The 19,008-nt window shown below is 60.7% G+C and carries 14 protein-coding genes; 11 read left to right on the forward strand and 3 right to left on the reverse strand.

The genetic code is table 11. The features are described from left to right. Nucleotides 1-152: 152 nt before the first annotated feature. The 3 genes from I6E60_RS11585 (at nt 153) to I6E60_RS11595 (ending at nt 4,711) form a co-directional block, all read left to right on the forward strand. The gene (locus I6E60_RS11585) at nt 153-1,922 is read left to right on the forward strand and encodes an ABC transporter family substrate-binding protein (protein WP_197180454.1); all 1,770 of its coding nucleotides are present in this window, start codon (nt 153-155) and stop codon (nt 1,920-1,922) included. A 150-nt stretch (nt 1,923-2,072) separates the two neighbouring features. After that, on the forward strand, nt 2,073-3,590 hold the full coding sequence (locus I6E60_RS11590) for an ABC transporter permease (RefSeq protein ID WP_374189219.1): 1,518 nt from the start codon (nt 2,073-2,075) through the stop codon (nt 3,588-3,590). Between the two features lie 2 nt (nt 3,591-3,592). Continuing rightward, a complete protein-coding gene (locus I6E60_RS11595) occupies nt 3,593-4,711 on the forward strand; it encodes an ABC transporter permease (RefSeq protein WP_197180458.1) in 1,119 nt (372 codons plus the stop codon). A gap of 11 nt (nt 4,712-4,722) precedes the next feature. Here I6E60_RS11595 and I6E60_RS11600 read toward each other — a convergent pair whose 3' ends face one another. Then, a complete protein-coding gene (locus I6E60_RS11600) occupies nt 4,723-5,331 on the reverse strand; it encodes a PH domain-containing protein (RefSeq protein WP_197125808.1) in 609 nt (202 codons plus the stop codon). Nucleotides 5,332-5,384: 53 nt separating this feature from the next. Here I6E60_RS11600 and I6E60_RS11605 point away from each other — a divergent pair, with 53 nt between their 5' ends. Further along, the gene (locus tag I6E60_RS11605; protein WP_197125807.1) at nt 5,385-7,058 is read left to right on the forward strand and encodes an ABC transporter ATP-binding protein; all 1,674 of its coding nucleotides are present in this window, start codon (nt 5,385-5,387) and stop codon (nt 7,056-7,058) included. An 81-nt stretch (nt 7,059-7,139) separates the two neighbouring features. Here the strand turns inward: I6E60_RS11605 and I6E60_RS11610 are convergent, their stop codons facing one another. Together I6E60_RS11610 and I6E60_RS11615 are read right to left on the reverse strand one after the other, a co-directional pair. Beyond that, nucleotides 7,140-8,735, reverse strand: coding sequence for a chitinase (locus I6E60_RS11610; RefSeq protein WP_197180460.1), 1,596 nt, complete (start codon nt 8,733-8,735; stop codon nt 7,140-7,142). Continuing rightward, nucleotides 8,732-11,044: a glycosyltransferase family 2 protein gene (locus tag I6E60_RS11615; RefSeq protein ID WP_197125805.1), complete on the reverse strand. Its 2,313-nt coding sequence runs from the start codon at nt 11,042-11,044 to the stop codon at nt 8,732-8,734. The genes I6E60_RS11610 and I6E60_RS11615 overlap by 4 nt, the downstream gene beginning before the upstream one ends. 196 nt (nt 11,045-11,240) lie before the next feature. Here I6E60_RS11615 and I6E60_RS11620 point away from each other — a divergent pair, with 196 nt between their 5' ends. The 7 genes from I6E60_RS11620 to I6E60_RS11650 all read left to right on the forward strand — a co-directional run bounded on the left by I6E60_RS11620 (nt 11,241) and on the right by I6E60_RS11650 (nt 19,003). After that, nucleotides 11,241-12,545: an NAD(P)/FAD-dependent oxidoreductase gene (locus tag I6E60_RS11620; protein ID WP_197125804.1), complete on the forward strand. Its 1,305-nt coding sequence runs from the start codon at nt 11,241-11,243 to the stop codon at nt 12,543-12,545. Next, nucleotides 12,542-13,501 carry a bile acid:sodium symporter family protein gene (locus tag I6E60_RS11625; protein WP_197125803.1) on the forward strand — a complete coding sequence of 320 codons (960 nt, stop codon included), beginning with the start codon at nt 12,542-12,544 and terminating at the stop codon, nt 13,499-13,501. Before I6E60_RS11620 ends, I6E60_RS11625 begins: the two co-directional genes overlap by 4 nt. Next, nucleotides 13,498-14,514, forward strand: a complete 1,017-nt coding sequence (locus I6E60_RS11630; RefSeq protein WP_197180462.1) for an SDR family oxidoreductase — start codon at nt 13,498-13,500, stop codon at nt 14,512-14,514. Before I6E60_RS11625 ends, I6E60_RS11630 begins: the two co-directional genes overlap by 4 nt. A 207-nt stretch (nt 14,515-14,721) precedes the next feature. Continuing rightward, nucleotides 14,722-15,393 carry a GntR family transcriptional regulator gene (locus I6E60_RS11635; RefSeq protein ID WP_197125727.1) on the forward strand — a complete coding sequence of 224 codons (672 nt, stop codon included), beginning with the start codon at nt 14,722-14,724 and terminating at the stop codon, nt 15,391-15,393. A gap of 11 nt (nt 15,394-15,404) precedes the next feature. Next, nucleotides 15,405-16,898 carry an MmgE/PrpD family protein gene (locus tag I6E60_RS11640; RefSeq protein WP_197125725.1) on the forward strand — a complete coding sequence of 498 codons (1,494 nt, stop codon included), beginning with the start codon at nt 15,405-15,407 and terminating at the stop codon, nt 16,896-16,898. Continuing rightward, a complete protein-coding gene (prpB, locus tag I6E60_RS11645; RefSeq protein WP_197125723.1) occupies nt 16,898-17,803 on the forward strand; it encodes a methylisocitrate lyase in 906 nt (301 codons plus the stop codon). The genes I6E60_RS11640 and prpB overlap by 1 nt, the downstream gene beginning before the upstream one ends. A 57-nt stretch (nt 17,804-17,860) precedes the next feature. Continuing rightward, nucleotides 17,861-19,003, forward strand: coding sequence for a bifunctional 2-methylcitrate synthase/citrate synthase (locus I6E60_RS11650; protein WP_197125721.1), 1,143 nt, complete (start codon nt 17,861-17,863; stop codon nt 19,001-19,003). Nucleotides 19,004-19,008 lie beyond the last annotated feature (5 nt).

Genomic DNA, 19,008 nt, shown 5'->3' on the forward strand with positions numbered 1-19,008 from the left:
AGACACATATATCCACGCAGGATTGTGTCGTTCTTGTTGCGAATTGTGCGAATCGTCAGATTCTATTGCCCTGACGTTCAGCAATACGGTGTAATGGCCGCCATGGGATTGGTCTACACCGTCCCTTCGACCACCTTTCTACTGGAGGAAAGATGAAGAAGAAGCGCGTCTCAGCTGCCATAGCTGTGCTCGCGGCTGGAGCCCTCGCCCTAACAGGGTGTACTCCGCCGTATGAATCAGAAGTTATTGCCGACACCGAAATCACGGTGGCGTGGAATGACCTGATCGACAACTTCAACGGAAGCAGCGCAGCGGGCAACAACACCGCTAACGCCGTTGTCTTGTACATGATGAACTCGTCGTTCCTGTACTACAACAGCGAACCTGCTCTCGTGCGTAACACCGACTTCGGTTCGTTCGAGAAGACGAGCGACGACCCGCTGACGGTCAAGTACACGCTCAACGACAACGTCACCTGGTCCGATGGAACCCCCATCGACTCCGCTGACTTGCTGCTCGCGTGGACCACCATCTTCGCCGGTGTTGAGGATGCTGAGGGCGCTCCGCTCTTCACCCACGCCAACCCGCGTGGTGACCTCGCTTCGGCTCTGCCGGAGATCGATGACAAGAGCATCACGATCGTGTACGACAAGGCCTACGTTGACTGGGAGATCCAGTACGACCTCGGTGTTGCCGCTCACGGTGTCGTGTCGCTTGCTTACCCCGAGATCACTGATCCTGAGGAAGCAAAGGAAATGTTCGTCGAGGCAGTTCAGAACGACGACGTTGACTGGCTCACCCCGGTCGCTAAGGCCTGGAACGACGCCTACCAGGCGCCGAGCACTCCAGACAACCCCCTCGTCGCTCTCTCGAGCGGTGCTTACGTTCTCGACGAACTCGTAGAGAACGAGTACGTTGCGCTCAAGGCCAACGAGCTCTACACCTGGGGCCCGTCACCCAAGTACGAACGCATCATTGTTCGTCAGATCGAGGACTCGACCGCTCAGGTTCAGGCCATCGAGAACGGTGACGTTCAGATCGCAGCCGGCCAGCCGACTCCCGACGTGCTTGAGCTCGTCAAGGGACTCGACAACGCCGACTACGTGACCGCGGATGAGGCTACTTACGAGCACGTTGACCTCACGTTCAACAACGGTGGTCCCTTCGACCCCGCCACCTACGGCGGAGACGAAGACACGGCAAAGGCAGTTCGCCAGGCATTCCTGAAGGTCATTCCTCGTCAGGAGATCCTCGACAAGCTGATCAGCCCGCTCAACCCGAACGCCACTCTGCGTGACTCGGTGCTCCAGATTCCTGGTGCTCCCGGCTATGACGAGATCGCTTCGACCAACGGTTCGGCTGACTACGCCGAGGTCGACATCGAAGGCGCTAAGCAGCTGCTTGCTGACGCCGGAGTAACTACTCCCGTTGAGGTCAAGTTCTGGTACCCCGAGGGCAACGTTCGTCGTGCATCCGAATTCGAATTCATCCAGCAGTCGGCGGCTCTTGCCGGCTTCACGGTCGTTGACGACTCGGAGCCCACTTGGGCCTTCACCGACAAGGAAGCCCTGCCGATCAACCCTCACGACGCGGTCATCTTCGCATGGCAGTCGACGAGCCTCGCGCTCACCGGTTCTGACCAGTACCTCGGTACTGGCCAGCCCAGTAACTTCGGTGGATACTCCAACACCGAGGTAGACGGACTCCTCAAGGACCTCGAGACCGAGCTGGACCCCGCAGTCCAGACCGAGATCCAGGTTGAGGTTGAGAAGCGGGTCTGGGAAGACGCCTACGGCGTCACCATCTTCCAGTTCCCCGGAATCACCGTCTGGAACAACTCAGTAACGAACGTGGACCCGAGTCCGCTGTCGCCGACCTACTTCTGGAACTTCTGGGAGTGGGCACCGACCGACTCCGAGTAATTCCTCGGTAGCGCTCACGAGTGGGTCGGGCTTCACGCCCGGCCCACTTGTGAGTCCGTCGTCATGCCGCTCGTCGGCACTGTTTTTGTTCTGTTCTGCACGCCCCCGAAATGAGGATCTCCGGTGCTGACCTTTGTCGCCAGGCGCCTTGTGGCCACTCTTTTAGTTCTGCTTGTGGCCTCATTCATCGTCTATGTACTAACCGCCAATTCCGGTGATCCGCTTCGAGAACTTCGGGGCAGTCGAGATCCCAGCGCTCAAGACCAAATTGCGTACTTGAGTGGGCTGCTCAATCTCGATCAGCCTCCCGTGCTTCGTTACTTCTCCTGGCTCGGAGGAGTCGGGGCCTGCTTCATCGGTCAGTGCGACCTCGGCATCTCGGTCGCCCGCGGCCAGCAGCCCGTGATCGAAGCCATCGGTGGAGCGCTCGGCTCCACGCTTCAACTGGTGCTCGCCGCCACGATCCTCGCGATCGTCATCGGTGTCGCCATCGGAATGACCACCGCGCTTCGCCAGTACAGCGGTTACGACTACGTCGTCACGTTCCTCACCTTCGTCTTCTACTCGCTGCCCATCTTCTGGGTCGCGGTACTCCTCAAAGAGTTCGGCGCCATTCAGTTCAACTCGTTCCTCGGCGACCCCGTCATACCGTGGTGGTCGATACTCATCATTGGGCTTGTGATGGGTTTCATAGCCTCGTCCGTCGTTGGCGGCGAGCTGCGAACGCGCGTCATCTCCTTCGTCAGCGTCGGCGGCGGTATTGCTGCGTTGCTCATCCTTCTCGATGTCACGCGCTGGTTTGAAAGCCCCTCGATCGGCTTCGTCGGAATCGCGCTGATGTCCATCGCGACAGGCGCGGTGGTGCTCTTCACCTCCACCGGCTTCCACAACCGGCGGGCCCTGCTCGCGGTCGGAATCATCGTGGTGCTGACCGTCATCCTGAGCTGGCCGTTCCAGTTCCTCTTCTACTACGTCAACAGCCCGTGGACTGTGCTGCTCGTCCTCGCCATCATGGTGGGGCTCGGCCTCCTCGTCGGCTTCTTCGTCGGGGGCGATGGCAAGGCCGTCGTAGCTCGCACCACGGCCATCGTCGGTGGCTTGGGAATCATCCCGCTCGTGCTCGACCAGATGTTCATCCGCTGGGATGAGTACGTTGCACGTATCCCGCTCAGCAACGGCGTGATCGCCACGATCGGTGCCTCGACTCCCGCCATCCGCCGCGTGGATGACACCTGGCTGAACATGCTCGACTCGCTGACCCACATGCTGTTGCCCACGATCGCGCTCATGATCATCTCGCTGGCGGCCTACACGCGCTACGCTCGCGCCAGCCTGCTCGACGTCATGAACCAGGACTACGTGCGCACTGCTCGCGCCAAGGGACTCGGCGAACGCACCGTGGTGATGCGTCACGCCTTCCGCAACGCCATGATCCCGATCGCGACCATCATCGCGCTCGACTTCGGGGCGGTGATCGGTGGTGCCGTGATCACGGAAAGAGTCTTCGCCTGGCAGGCGATGGGCTCCCTCTTTAACGAGGGACTTCAGCACATCGACGTGAACCTGGTGATGGGCTTCTTCCTTGTCACGGGCATCCTCGCCGTTATCTTCAACGTTATTGCCGACCTCTTGTACTCGGCCCTTGACCCCAGAATTCGGGTGAGCTGATCATGACCGACAAGAAGCCCGTAGTCGACGAACAGTCGGTGGGCCAAGAACTCAGCATTGAACAGCGCGCCACGGTAGGTCTCAGCCAGGGCGCGATCGTGCGCCGCCGCTTCCTGCAGCACCGCGGTGCTGTTGTCTCCGTGTTCGTGTTGCTCTTCCTTGTGCTGCTCGCGTTCACCTCGGTGGGCACCGTGATCGGCGGCACCGGAAAACTCACACCAGACCCCACCGGTAGTCGCCTCATCGTCGACGGTTTCCGCATCCCCGGATGGTGGGGGTTCACGTGGTGGGAACGCTACGACATCGTGCTCCCCGGCGGTGCGCCGACCTTTACGTGGTGGCCGTTCAGCTTCGGTGAGCACCCCTTCGGGCAAGACAACACCGGTAAGGATGTCTTCGCTCGCGTGATGCGCGGCATGCAGCAATCGCTCAACGTTGTCTTCATCGTGGGAATCATCTCGACCGTTATCGGCGTCGTTCTCGGCGCTCTCGCCGGCTACTACCGTGGCTGGGTCGACCAGCTCATCATGCGTATCACCGACGTGATCATCATCGTGCCGCTGCTGATCCTCGGTGCCGTTCTCGGCCAGACGATTGGTGGCGACGCGTTCCTGTTGGCCGTCATGATCGGGCTCATCGCGTGGACCGGAATGGCGCGACTCGTGCGCGCCGAGTTCCTCAGCCTGCGCGAGCGTGAGTTCGTGGATGCTGCCCGAGTGGCTGGTGCCAGCGACTTCCGCATCATCTTCCGCCACATCCTGCCCAACACTGTTGGAGTAATCGTCGTCAGCGCGACGTTGCTGATGAGCGCCGTCATTCTGCTCGAGACCTCGCTGAGCTTCCTCGGCTTCGGCATCACGGCTCCGGATATCTCCCTCGGCCAAATCATCAGCGAATACAACGAAGCGTTCAAGACGCGTCCGTGGCTGTTCTGGTGGCCGGGACTCTTCATCGTGATTATTGCGCTCTGCATCAACTTCATCGGTGATGGTTTGCGCGATGCGTTCGACCCGCGCCAGAAGCGTGTGCCTCGTCAGCGCGGGCTCGGTTCCGAGATCGGCAACTTCTTCAAGGCCTACATCCCCGGCACACGTCCCGGCGACGGAACCGTAAACAAGTGAGAACGAGTGAGCTAGCCGAGCGTCGAGACGAAGACCAAAGCCGTCAGCGCAACGAGAGCCGCGATAGTGCGCCAGTGCCACGTGACTCGCAGCTTCGTGAACTCGCTCGTGGCGGCATCCAGATGCCCATCGTCGCGCAGTTGCTCCCAATGGGTGCGGATGACATGGGCCGCTTGACCGGAATCAGAGGTGATCAGGTCGCCGGGTCGCACCGTGCCAGCCAGGTAACTCGACTCGGGCAGGTTCGCGCCGTCTTGACGCACGGCCGAGAAGACCGAATGGCGACCAGGTGCGGGCGCAGCCCACGCTGTAACGGTGCCGTGCGGAGTCTCGAGAGTGAGCGCATATTTGGTGTCGATGCGACGGATTTCTGGCCACGCGACCTCGATAGTGCGCAAGACGTTGCGCACGCTGACGCCGGCGGCAGTCACGTAAACGTTGGGGCGCCAGAACATTGCCCACGTGAGCAGCGAGAGGAGCCCAAAGATGGGCGCCACTTGCAGGGCATCCAGCCAGCGACCTTGAATAGCCGTGATGACAAGGCCCGCCGCGAAGGCAGCAATGACGATGATCGAAAGTACGCGCCCGAATCGCGAGTGCAGGGTGAAGTTTGGCGACACGGAACTATGTTCCCACGAGCACACCGCATCCAGGGCGAAAGGCGACACTCCTGATGACTGAGACGGCTATGACTGAGACAACAACGAAGACTCCCGCAATTGAGGTCACGAACCTCGGTGTCGACTTCTGGGTTGAAGGCGAGTGGGTTACCGCTGCAAAGAACGTGAGTTATTCGCTGCAGGGTGGCGAAGTTCTCGCCATCGTGGGCGAATCCGGATCGGGCAAGAGCACGAGCGCCATGGGGCTGCTCGGGCTGCTCCCCGAGAACGGGCGTATTTCGGGCAGCGTGAAGTTGGCTGGCGAAGAGTTGGTCGGCGCATCGCTGCACCGCCTGCGCCAGTTGCGCGGTGCCGGCATCGCGGTGATCTTCCAAGAGCCCATGACAGCGCTCAACCCGGTGTACACGATCGGGTTCCAGATCGTTGAGGCGCTTCAAGTGCACAACGCCGGCATGCTGCGGGTGGATGCTAAGAAGCGCGCGCTCGAACTGCTCGCGATGGTCGAACTGCCCGACCCGCAAAAAGCATTCGATTCTTACCCACACCAGCTGTCTGGCGGCCAACGTCAGCGGGCGATGATCGCCCAGTCCATCTCGTGCGATCCGCGCGTGCTCATAGCCGACGAGCCAACCACGGCGCTCGATGTGACCGTGCAGGCCGAAATTCTGGAACTGTTGCACCACTTGCGCTCCAAGCTCGATAGCGCGATCATCCTCATCACTCACGACATGGGCGTTGTCGCAGACCTCGCCGACCGCGTGATGGTGATGAAAGATGGCGAAGTCGTGGAGACGGGAACAGCAGAAGCGCTGTTCGAGAAGGCGACGCATCCGTACACCCAAGCGTTGCTCGCCGCGGTTCCTCACCTCGGCGAAGCGGGGGAGGCGTCTGCTTCGAAGGATGACCGCGAGGTTGTACTCACCATGTCAGGTGTCGCGATTGAGTATCCGAAGCGTGGGCGAGTGCCTGCCTTCCGTGCCGCCGACGACATCAACCTCACCATTCGTCAGGGCGAAGTTCTCGGTCTCGTGGGCGAATCCGGTTCGGGCAAGACCACGATTGGTCGTGCCGTTGTCGGTCTACTTCCCGCGGTCGAGGGTACCCTCGACATTGTTGGCACGAACATGGTCGGCATCAACAAGAACGACCTGCGCGCGGTTCGCCGCGACATCGGCATTGTGTTTCAAGACCCCGGGTCGTCGCTGAACCCGCGGATGCCGATCGGCGAGAGCATTGGGGAGCCGCTTCGCCTCGGTGGCGGTTTCAGCCGCAAAGACGAAGAAGCTCGCGTGAGTCTGCTTCTCGACCGGGTGCAACTCTCGTCCCACATGCGTAACCGCTACCCGCACGAACTGTCGGGTGGACAACGCCAACGCGTCGGCATCGCTCGCGCTCTGGCGCTGAGCCCCAAGCTGCTCGTGGCCGATGAGCCAACGTCGGCGCTCGACGTGTCGGTGCAGGCGAAAGTGCTCGAGCTCTTCCAGGAACTGCAGAAGGAGCTCGGCTTCGCGTGCTTGTTCGTGACCCACGACCTCGCTGTGATCGACATCCTTGCCGACCGCATCGCGGTCATGCACCGCGGCAAGATTGTGGAGCAGGGCACGCGTGACCAAGTGTTGCGAAGCCCGAAGGATCCCTACACACAGCGACTTATTGCTGCCGTGCCGTTGCCTGATCCTGAAGAACAGCGTCGCCGTCGCGCCGAGCGCGAAGGTCTTACCTTCTAGCTAAACGAATACTCAGCAGACGGCGGGAACCCGATTCCCGCCGCCTGCCTCCCGTGACCAACCGGGCATAGAACGGGAAACCTAACGTTCTGTGCTGGCTGGAGCTAGTGTCGTCGACTCGTCAGTAACGCTGCTGTCGGCGATTGCTTTGACTTCGTCGGAGGTAAGAGGAGTCCAGGGTGAGCCATCTGGATCTGACGAGAACGCGGCAGGGCTGTCGCCCTGGGTCCACCACTTGGCTTCGTAGGGGACTCCGTCGAAGAGAACGCGATCCTTTTCCTCGTACACTGACGTGCCATCCCAGTCCGGGTAGGTGCCGTCGGGCACTGTCGGAACCTCGACAGGGGTTTCTCCCTCAAGAACCGGGCCGACGAGCGTCCATGGCGTCTCCCACGAGTTGAGCACTGGGTTATCGGGAACATCTCCGCGAGTCCACCACTTGGCTTGATACACGTTGCGGTGCAGCACGACTTTGGTGCCCGCGAGGTAGCTGGCGTCTTCTTCCCAAATTGCGTAGGGGCTGGTTGCCGGGTCATCGGCGAGGTCCGCTGGATCAGACGGTTCTTGAGTAGTGATGGTCTTGGCCGAGCTGGCGAGCTGGCCTTCGAACCCGTCGGCGAGGACATCCGCGAAGAACAAGTCGCCCTGATCCACACCACTGCATGCATCGGAAACACGAGTGACATCGGCATAGTTGGGGCCACAGGTTGTGTCGCGGTTGAGCGACCACATCGACATGCGCCCAAGTCCTTGCTCTGTCGCGAAATCGTTGAGGGTCGTGGCGTCGTCCATCGTGAAGACTTCGTCTTCGTTGTCGTTCTGGCCGATCATCGGGGTCGCACCGAGCTTCGTCCAGAGAGTGGCATCCGTCAATTCGATTCCCGCTTGGTCGTAGAGGATGCCGAGCTGGCGGTGGGTTTCCTCGAGGGCGCGAATGGAGGCGTCCCCGCTGGTTTCGTCGTCGGTCAAGCTCTGACCGAAGTTCATCGTCATGATGTTGACGCCAGAGACGTCTACGCCGGCATCCAACATTTGCGTGATCGCTGTGGTGCCATCTTCGGTGAGGCCGAAGGTGGCCGCGGGCAACGTGAGCCACACGGCGAGGTCGTCGCCAGCAGCGCGGCGCGACTGCTGCAAGTCAGCAATGGCAGCGGCGCGACGTTCACCGGCAGCGGTATCGCTAAGGTTCTCGCCCTCGATGTCGAGGTCGATCGTGGTGGAGGCGTAGCGGTCAATCACCGAGCTGTAGGCCTCGACGAGACTGTCATGATCGGTGCAGGATGTCGCGAGCTCGTCGTTCAGCAGTCCACCGAACGATACCCCGACATCCCCACCCTGCTGTTGCAAGCGTGCGATGCGGCGGTCGAGGTCGAGCGAGACTGCTGCCTCATCCATTGTGTAAGCGGTGCCCCAGGTGGGAGTACAGCCGTCGTCGGTTGCGGCGACGATGAACGACAGCATGACCTCTTTGCCACTGTCTGAGGTCGCCGATTCGAACTCGTAGCTTGGCGTTGCCGTGACATCCACGTAGGCGGCGAACCACGGGTCGGGGGCTGGTGCCGCTTGGGTCGATGCCCACGCTTGGTAAGCGAACAGGCCGCCGCTAGCAACGGCAACAGCCACAATCACTGCAATAACGAGCCGCCAGAAGGAAAGACGACGGGTAGCTGAACTCATGATCGAACCTCTCTGGTTTCGTCAACGGGCGGGAGCATTTCGGCGAAGACAATCGAGTCGCGCACCTTGCGGTGCGATCCGCTGTCATCCCCGTAGTAGAGGATCGCGCGCCAGTCGAGCGTGGTCGATTCTGGCTCGGTCTCCGCCTTCTGCTTCGTGGGTTTGCGTTCGACGAACAGAGGACTGGTGACGCCAATCCAGATGTCGACGATCGCATTCCAGATGCCGATGTAGGAGACGAGAGCGAGGCCAGCGAGGATCATGTTGAACGCGGCGAAAGCGGCGTTGCCCCAGTTGCCGGCATTGAGGTCTCGCCAGAAGGTGAAGGCAGAGAACCCAATGATGATCAGCGGTGCAATCACATATAGCAGCGGGGTTGCCGTGCGGTTGCGCACCTTGGGGGTGCGGGCGAACGGAATCTTCTTGCTCGTGATGGCCTGCTCGAGCGACTTCAGCACGCCGGCCAAGTTCACCGGAAGAAGGATCAGGTTGAAGCCGTAGATGCGGAAAATATCGCTGAACTTGTAACCGCTGTAGCGCAGGTCACTTCCCATTGCCAAGAAGTACGGAACCGCCGCAAGCAGAACCACCGGGCTCAGCAGTCGGCTGTCGTAGGGGTAGGCGAGGAGGAAGACGAGGCCGAAGCTGGCCCACGTGATCGACGTCATGTAGTTCACGCGCAGGAAGAACTCGGTCCACGGCACCGTTTCGCCGCGGGCCCGACGCTCACGCATCTGGCGCATGAGCTTCGGCATGATCAACAAGCCACCGTTGGCCCAACGACGACGCTGAACAACCAGCGATCCGAAGTCGGGTGGGGTGGCGCTGTAGCTCAAGCGCTCGGGGTAATTGACGAGCGTCCACCCATGGGTGCCGAGGTCGATGCTCGACTCGGTATCTTCGATAACAGTGCGGTCTTGAACATACCGTTTGACGGTAAAGCCGCCCTCGGTTTCGGTCTCGACAATGTCATCCAGAGCAGCCTTGCGGATGACGGCGTTAGCGCCAACCCAGAAGGTGGCGCCGTAGTACGACTTGCCCTGGTGCAGGATGTGCTGCAGGTCGGTCGTCGCCCCAGCGAGGCGTTCGATGCGCGTGCTCGCACCGCGGAACGAGGAGTAGGGAGTCTGCGTCACCGCAACGCGCGCGTTGTCTTTTTGCTCGAGAAGGTAGACGAGACGCAGGCAATAGTCGCGCAGCAGCAGCGAGTCGGCGTCGAGCGTGAGGAGGTATTCCGAATCAGGAATAGAGAGGTCACCGGCTCCGGCGTGGGTTACGGGCCGCAGCACCGTTCCATCGGGAGTTTCTTCGGGGCGGTAGTTGCCACCCATCAGACCGATGTAGGCGTTGAGGTTCATTGCCTTGTTTGCTTCGTGAGAAACAGACGCGTAGAGCTTGCGCTCGAAGGTAGACAGTTCAGCATCGAAGGTGCGCGCGAGGCGACGGTAGAGCTCATGCAAGCGTGTTGCTGGCGGAACCATGTTCTCGTCGAGAGCGGCGCCCAACGCATCGGCGGTCAGCTGAAGTTCTCCCGCTAAGCCCTGAAGAACCTGTGTGACGAAGAACTCGTCGACGTGGTCAATGCGCTGTTCGTTGTCGGCTTTGTTCTCCAGCCACGCGGCGGCCCACTGGTACTGACCGGCGAGGTCTGCGAGCTCGGTGATGCCCATCGGGCGTTGTTGGCGCAGTCGTGATTCGAAGACCGACAGAGCATCAGTGAAACGTGCGCGAGGCGCTGCGAGCTCGCGCTGGATCTCTTCGGTGAGCTGGCGTGACTTTGACAGCTGGGCTGCGGCATCCGGATCATCGGGAAAGGGTGGGTCATCGAGCAGGAGCACGACGCGAAGGCTCGGGTACTCCTGGAGGCATGCCGACCAGAGGGTGGCACGAACAACGTCGGGCTCTTCGCTGTAGCTCGGCACGAGCACGGTGATGGAACCCTGATTGTCGGCAAAGTGACGGTCGAGTTCAGCCCGCGGCACACGAGCGTGTGCGCGAAAGCGTTGGAAGGCGCCATGACGGGCGATCAAGTACATGAGCGCTGAGAAGGTCAGGAAGGTCACCACAATGACGTAGGAGATGGCCTCCATTGTGAAACGGAAGCTTTCGGTGCCGTTGTTGATGAACTGACGAGCGATTGTGTAGATGACATAGGTCAGCCAAAACACAACCGTGGCGACAATAGCGAGGCGAGCGAGCGCGATTTTTCGGTCGCTCGGCGCGGGATGGACAGTGGGCAGCGGTTCGAGGCGCGACTCAGCGCCCCACTGGCGACGCCGAGAAGGCGCAACCGTGGGATTTTTGGGCATAGTGGTTAGGTCCCTTTGCGCAAGATCGGCGAGTTTCGGGTATTCACCGTCGGGTATCTTGCACACCCAGTATTAGCACTGGGTTTAGTGTGTGCAACAAAAAGCGTACGCCTCGACTAAATGGTCTACTCGCCAAAAGCCGTCTAGTAAGCTGCGGAAACGCTTTGAATATCGTTGTTCATCCCGGGAGGAACGAATGCCTCGCACCATCGCCATCATCGGCGCTGGTCCTTCGGGACTCGCCGCTGCCCGGGCTCTCGATAAGGCAGGCATCCACTACGTCGGTTTCGAGTCGGCAGACGACGTCGGTGGTCTCTGGAATATCGACAATCCGCGAAGCACGATGTACGAGTCTGCGCACCTCATTTCCTCGCGCACGACGACCGAGTTTCACGAACTACCCATGCAGACCACGGCCGATTATCCGAGCCATCGCGAACTCAAAAAGTACTTTCGGGCCTACAGCGATCGCTTCGATCTGGGCAAGAAGTTCCTGTTCAACACCACCGTGGAACGCCTTGAACCGACCGAAGATGGTGGCTGGGACGTCACGAGCACTACCGCGGGGCACGAGCCGCGAACGCAACGCTTCGACGGTGTGGTGCTTGCGAACGGCACGCTAGCGCACCCCAGCATCCCGCAGTTTGAAGGCGAATTTGCTGGTGAGATCATTCATTCGAGCGAGTACAAAAAAGCCACGATGTTCGCAGGCAAACGTGTGCTCGTAGTGGGTGCGGGCAATAGCGGGTGTGACATCGCCGTGGATGCCGTGCATCATGCCGACAGCATCGACCTGAGTGTGCGCCGGGGCTACTACTTTGTTCCGCGCTACCTGTTCGGCAAACCAGCGGACACCCTCAATCAGGGTCGCCCGCTGCCAGCCCGCCTCAAGCAATTCATCGACAAGCGAGTGTTGCGCGCGTTCACGGGCGACCCGGTGAACTTTGGTTTCCCGAAGCCTGACTACCGAATCTACGAATCACATCCGATCGTGAACACTCTCGTGCTCGGTCACCTCGGTCAAGGCGATCTGCGTGTGGTGCCTGCTCCCGAACGTTTCGACGGCAACACCGTGCACTTTAGCGATGGCACCGAGGCAGACTACGACCTCATCGTGTTGGCTACCGGTTACACGCTCGCGTACCCCTTTGTGGGGCGGGAGCACCTTAATTGGTCTTCCGACGCGCCCGAGCTGTATTTGAATATTTTCCCGCCCAGCTTTAACGGTCTCTACGTGATGGGGATGATCGAAGCGAGCGGTATCGGCTGGCAGGGAAGATACGAACAGGCGGAGCTCTTGGCGGCGTATCTGGCAGCTCAAGACACCGCTCCGCGCGCCGCCGCCCACTTTCGAGAGACCGCCGAAGAACCGTGGCCCGACCTCACCGGTGGCTACAAATATTTGGCGCTTGAGCGCATGTCGTACTACGTCAATAAAGATGCCTACCGGCGCACCATTCGACGCTTGCTTGAGACGCTCACCCGGAAGGTCAATTCATGACGATCGATGATGCGCAACTCAACTTCAGCCCGGGTTCACTCATCGCGCTCAGCATTGTGCTCGGCCTCATCATGTTCGGAATCGCACTCGATACGAGCCTCGAAGACTTTCGGGCAGTTCTGAAAGCACCCCGCGCGTTCGCCATCTCGCTCGTTGCTCAACTTGTGCTGCTGCCTGCGGTCACCTTCGGCCTCACCCTGCTGTTGCAGGTCGGCCCGTCGATCGCCCTCGGGATGATTTTGGTTGCGTGTTGTCCGCCGGGAAACATTTCCCAAGTGCTCACCTATCGGGCGCGGGGCAACGTTGCTCTCTCGGTCTCGATGACGGCGGTCACCAACGTGATCTACATCGTCATGCTTCCCGTGAACTTGTCGCTGTGGGGCGGCTGGCACCCCACCGCATCCACGATTCTGGAAAGCGTCAGCATCAATGGCTGGCAGATGCTGCTCGAAATTGTGCTCATCATCGGGCTGCCGTTCGCCGTGGGATTCGCCATCAAACACCGCTGGCCCGCCTTCGCCAAAAAGGTGCAACCCACCGTGAAGTGGATCAGTCTGCTCGCGCTTCTCGGCTTCATCATCGCGGCGCTCGCCGGAAACTTTCAGTTCTTCATCGCCTATGTAGGGGTCGTGCTGTTGGCGGTGTTCCTGCACGATGCGGTCGCGCTCGGTCTCGGCTACGCCAGTGCGCGACTCGGTGGGCTCGCGCTCTACGAAGCCAAAGCAGTCACGTTCGAAGTCGGAATCCGCAACGCCGGTCTCGGCCTTGGTTTAGTCTTCGCCTTCTTTGGGGGACTAGGCGGAATGGCCGTTGTTGCGGGATGGTGGGGCATCTGGGACATCATCGCCGGACTCGCACTCGCGACCTGGTGGGGACGCCGTAAGGCTCGGGGCGTTAATGACGGCTCGGGGCCGATCTCCGGCAGCCCAGCAAACGAAGCGGAGGCACACGCATGAGTCGAGTTCTTGTGACGGGTGGCACCGGATTCTTGGGGACCTCCGTGGTGGCAGGGTTGGCTGCATCCGACGCCATTGAGTGTGTGGTGAGCGCTGATATTCGCGCCCCCAGCCCGGGCGTGCGGTTGCCCGGTGTGCTCTACGAACGCGTCGATGTGACGGATGCTCCTGATCTGCCTGCACTGCTGCGACGCCATGAGATCGACACGGTCGTTCATCTCGCCTCCATCGTTAACCCGGGCAAGAGCACCACGGTCACTCAAGAATTTGCGGTTGACGTCGAGGGGTCGCGCGCCGTGCTTGACGCCTGTATCGAGGCCGGGATCTCGCGCATCGTGGTCTCGTCTAGCGGGGCCGCCTATGGGTACCACCCCGAAAACGCGGAGTGGATTACCGAGGGTGATCCGATGCGAGGCAACGACGACTTTCCGTATAGCCGCCACAAGCGCCTGGTCGAAGAGATGCTGGCCGAAGCGCGCGAATCGGCACCACAACTCACTCAGACGGTGTTCCGCATTGGCACGATTTTGGGGCCTGCAGTGGAGAACCAGATCACCGCGCTCTGGGACGGGAAGCGAGTATTGAAGCTCACGGGCTCCGACAGTCCCTTTGTGTTCATCTGGGTGGATGACGTTGTAGAGGCCATGGTTCGTGCTGCGAGTGGCGGTCCGGCCGGCATCTTCAACGTTGCCGGTGACGGCAAGATGACCGTTGGGGAGATCGCAGCAGCGCTCGGCAAGAAGTTGATTGTGTTGCCGCCGTGGCTCTTCGCTGCGCTGTTGTGGGCGGCTCATGGGTTGCGCCTGACGCCTCACGGGCCTGCTCAGGTGAAGTTTTTGCGCTACCGGCCGGTGCTCGACAACGCGGCGCTCAAGAAAACGTTTGGCTTTACGCCAAGCAAAACCAGCCGTGAAGCTTTCGCCGCTTATCTCGAGACTCGCGCGCTGGCCAATAGCCCCGTCTCTACACCACGGTTTCGCTTTGCCCCACAACACGATCGCGGCGCATCTTGATGGGCGCGTGACGCCGCGGCGGAAAGCTCTTGGTCGCTCGGCGGGACGTCGGCAACCGAGCGATTGGGATCGTTGCGCCGCGAGAACGGCACTAGCGCTCAAGTCTGTATGCAGATAGATGGATATTTACTTTGATTTCTGGAAAATACTGCTTATACTGAAGTTTCTGTATACAGAACTTTGTCTAGTGCGATGGAGAGGATGCGCATGTCAACACCGCTACGAGCTAGCGAGCGCGCATATCAGACCCTGCGCGACGACATCGTAGGCTGGAAGCTCTCACCCGGTGTGGTTTTGGGCGAAGTGGAGCAGTCGACTCGACTTGGGGTGTCTCGTACACCGCTGCGAGAAGCTCTTTCGCGGCTGATGGCTGACGGATTAGTGGCAAGCCAGACCGGGCGGGGACTAGTCGTCACCGATATCTCCGTCGAAAATATTCGCGAACTTTTTGCCGTGCGTGAAGCCCTCGAAGTGAAAGCTGTGAGGCTCGCCGCTGAGCGCCACAGCGGAACGATTTTCGCCGACCTTGAACGTGAGTTCGAGGCAGTGCCAGGACTTCTTTCGCTCGACAGTAACGACCGCAGCGCTTACTTCGATCTCGTGCGTCGTTTCGACGCTGCAGTCGATGAAGCAGGGGAAAACATTTATCTCACTGGCGCACTCAGCTCTCTCCGCACTCATCTTGCACGCGTGCGTCGCCTAGCGCAGTCCAACCCGCAACGCCTAGCGGACGCTGCCCGGGAACACCTCCTTATCGTGCGCGCGATCGTGATGCGCGATGCCGAACTTGCCGCGCACGCCACTCATGTTCACCTCCATCACGCGCTCACGAGCGCGTTAGCTATGGCCGCAAATTCTCCGCTGCGCGCCGCCAATTGAAAGGCTCTACCGTGAAAAACCATGCCCTCCGCGTCTACCGCAGCGATGAAAATTTGGCTCGCGAAGACCAACTCGCGCACAAGATTGCCGAAATCGCGTCGGAACAACTCGAACCCACCGACGCCGTGACCGACATGGTCATCAATCGAGTCATCGACAACGCTGCCGTTGCCACCGCTTCCCTCAACCGTGCGCCGGTAGTGTCCGCTCGCGCGCAGGCTGAACGCCACCCCACGGAGCCGGGTTCCACTGTGTTCGGTTCCAACCTTCGTGTCAGCCCGGAGTGGGCAGCCTGGGCTAACGGCGTTGCCGTGCGCGAGCTCGACTACCACGACACCTTCTTGGCCGCCGAGTACTCGCACCCCGGCGACAACATCCCGCCGATCTTGGCGGTTGCTCAGCACACGGGTCGCACCGGCGCTGACCTGCTTCGCGGCATCGTCACCGGGTACGAGATTCAGATCGACCTCGTGAAGGCGATTTGCCTGCACAAGCACAAGATTGACCACGTGGCCCACCTCGGCCCGAGCGCCGCCGCCGGCATCGGAACCCTCCTCGGGCTCGACACCGAAACAATCTTCCAGGCCGTTGGCCAAGCTCTCCACACGACCACCGCTACGCGCCAGTCGCGCAAGGGCGAGATCTCCACGTGGAAGGCACACGCTCCCGCTTTCGCCGGCAAGATGGCCGTCGAAGCCGTCGACCGTGCCATGCGCGGCCAGACCAGCCCCACCCCGATTTATGAAGGCGAAGATGGCGTAATTGCGTGGATGCTCGACGGTCCAGACGCACACTACGAGGTTCCGCTGCCTGAGCTGGGGGAGGCCCGCACCGCGATCCTCGACTCCTACACAAAGGAGCACTCGGCTGAGTACCAGGCACAGGCGTGGATCGACCTCGCCCGCAAGTTGGGGCGCGAGCATCCTGAACTGGTCGAAGAGAACATCAACCGCATCGTGCTGCACACGAGCCACCACACGCACTATGTGATCGGCTCGGGCGCGAACGACCCGCAAAAGTACGACCCCAACGCGAGCCGCGAAACGCTCGACCACTCCATCCCGTATATCTTCACGGTCGCGCTGCAGGACCAGGCGTGGCACCACGTCAACAGCTACGCCCCCGAGCGTGCCAACCGCGCAGACACGGTCGCATTGTGGAAGCGTGTGACCACCGAAGAGGACGCCGAGTGGACGCGTCGCTACCACTCGATCGACCCCGCCGAGAAGGCATTCGGCGGTCGCGTCGAGATCGAAATGACTGACGGAAGCCGCATCGTTGAAGAGATCGCCGTCGCTGACGCGCATCCGCTCGGTGCTCGACCCTTCGCCCGTGAGCAGTACATCAACAAGTTCCGCACCCTCGCGGATGGTGTGCTCGCGAGCGACGAAATCGAACGCTTCTTGGACGTCGCCCAGCGCCTGCCGCAACTCGCGGCATCCGAACTTGGTGAGTTGACCGTCCGCGGCAACTTCCCCGCTATCACTGCCAAAGGAATCTTCTAATGTTGTACGCCCAAACCGATCCAGCAACCAAGCGTGCCCAGTTTCGCGAGCGCCTCGCAAGCGGCGAGCTGCTGCGGGTACCCGGCGCGTTCAACCCGCTGAGCGCTCGCCTTATCCAAGACAAGGGCTTCGACGGCGTCTACATTTCGGGCGCCGTCATCAGCGCCGACTTGGCCCTGCCCGACATTGGGCTGACGACTCTCACCGAGGTGGCCGGCCGTTCGCAACAGATCGCGCGGATGACCGACCTGCCGTCGCTCGTTGACGCCGACACCGGCTTCGGCGAGCCCATGAACGTCGCGCGCACCGTGCAGACTCTCGAAGATGCGGGCGTCTCCGGGCTCCACATCGAAGATCAGGTAAACCCGAAGCGCTGTGGACACCTCGATGGCAAAGCGGTTGTCGATACTGACACCGCCCTCAAGCGCATCCGCGCCGCAGTCTCGGCCCGTCGTGACCCGAACCTGCTCATCATGGCCCGCACCGACATCCGCGCCGTCGATGGTTTAGACGTTGCGATGGACCGCGCCAAGCAGCTCGTGGATGCCGGGGCTGACGCTATTTTCCCCGAGGCCATGAAGGACCTCAGCGAGTTTGAGGCGATGCGTAACGCCGTGGACGTTCCGATCCTCGCAAACATGACAGAGTTTGGTAAGAGCGAACTTTTCACGACAACCCAATTGGGCAATATTGGCGTAAACATTGTTATTTACCCCGTAACCCTGTTGCGTAGTGCCATGGGTGCTGCGGAGCGCACTCTCGATGCAATCAACGCCGACGGCACTCAGCAGTCTGTTGTCGGCGAAATGCAGACGAGGGCTCGCCTGTATGAACTGCTCGATTACGAAAGCTACAACTCTTTCGATTCATCAGTGTTCAACTTCACCCTCGACAACCACTTCTGACAAACGCGCACATCAACGCACACAATTTCGACTCGACAGACACCTCCGAGGAGCACCATGACTGAAACACCCACAGCCCCCGCAAGCGAGATCCGCAAAGGGCTAGCCGGCGTTATTGCCGATACAACCGCCATTTCGAAGGTTAACCCTGAGACTAACTCCTTGCTCTATCGCGGCTATCCCGTGCAGGAACTGGCCGAGAAGTGCACCTTTGAAGAGGTGGCTTATCTGCTGTGGCACGGTGAACTGCCCACCGGCGAGCAGCTCGAAGAGTTCCAGCGCGTCGAGCGGGCGCAGCGTCACCTCGACGCTCACACCAAGCGTGTGATTGACGAGCTGCCGCTCAGCGCGCATCCGATGGATGTCGTACGCACCGCCGTCAGCGTGATCGGCGCGATGGATGACACCCTCACCGACCCCGCCAGCATGATCGACGCAGATCTCAACTTTGAGCGCTCGCTGACTCTCTTTGCGAAGCTGCCCGCGATCATCGCGTACGACCAGCGCCGTCGCCGTGATCAGGAACTTGTTGAGCCGCGCGATGACCTCAGCTATTCGGCCAACTTCTTGCACATGACCTTCGGCGAGGTTCCTGACCTCGTTGTCGTGAACGCGTTCGACGTCTCGATGATTCTGTATGCCGAGCACTCCTTCAACGCGTCGACCTTCACCGCTCGCGTTGTCACCAGCACGATGAGCGATCTCTACAGCGCGGTCACGGCAGCAATTGGTGCACTCAAGGGTCAGTTGCACGGTGGAGCGAACGAAGCTGTCATGCACGTCTTCGACGAGATCGGCACTGCAGCGAATGCTGAAGCCTGGCTCGAGACGGCGCTCGCCGAGAAGCGCAAGATCATGGGCTTTGGCCACCGGGTCTACAAGAACGGTGACTCGCGGGTTCCCACCATGAAGGCGGCGCTCGAAACTCTGATCGCCGAGTATCGCCGCCCCGACATGATGGAACTCTACGAGGCACTCGAAACGGCCATGACGAGCCGCAAGAACATCAAGCCGAACCTCGACTACCCGAGCGGCCCCGCGTACAACCTCATCGGCTTCGACACAGACATGTTCACGCCGCTGTTCGTTGCTGCGCGAATCACCGGCTGGACCGCTCACATCATGGAGCAGGCTGCTTCGAACGCCCTCATCCGCCCCCTCGCGGCGTACTCGGGTGTTGACGAGCGCCACATCAGCTAGAAGGT

The sequence above is a fragment of the Salinibacterium sp. SWN167 genome (assembly GCF_015864665.1).
In the GTDB taxonomy this organism is placed as follows: domain Bacteria; phylum Actinomycetota; class Actinomycetes; order Actinomycetales; family Microbacteriaceae; genus Rhodoglobus.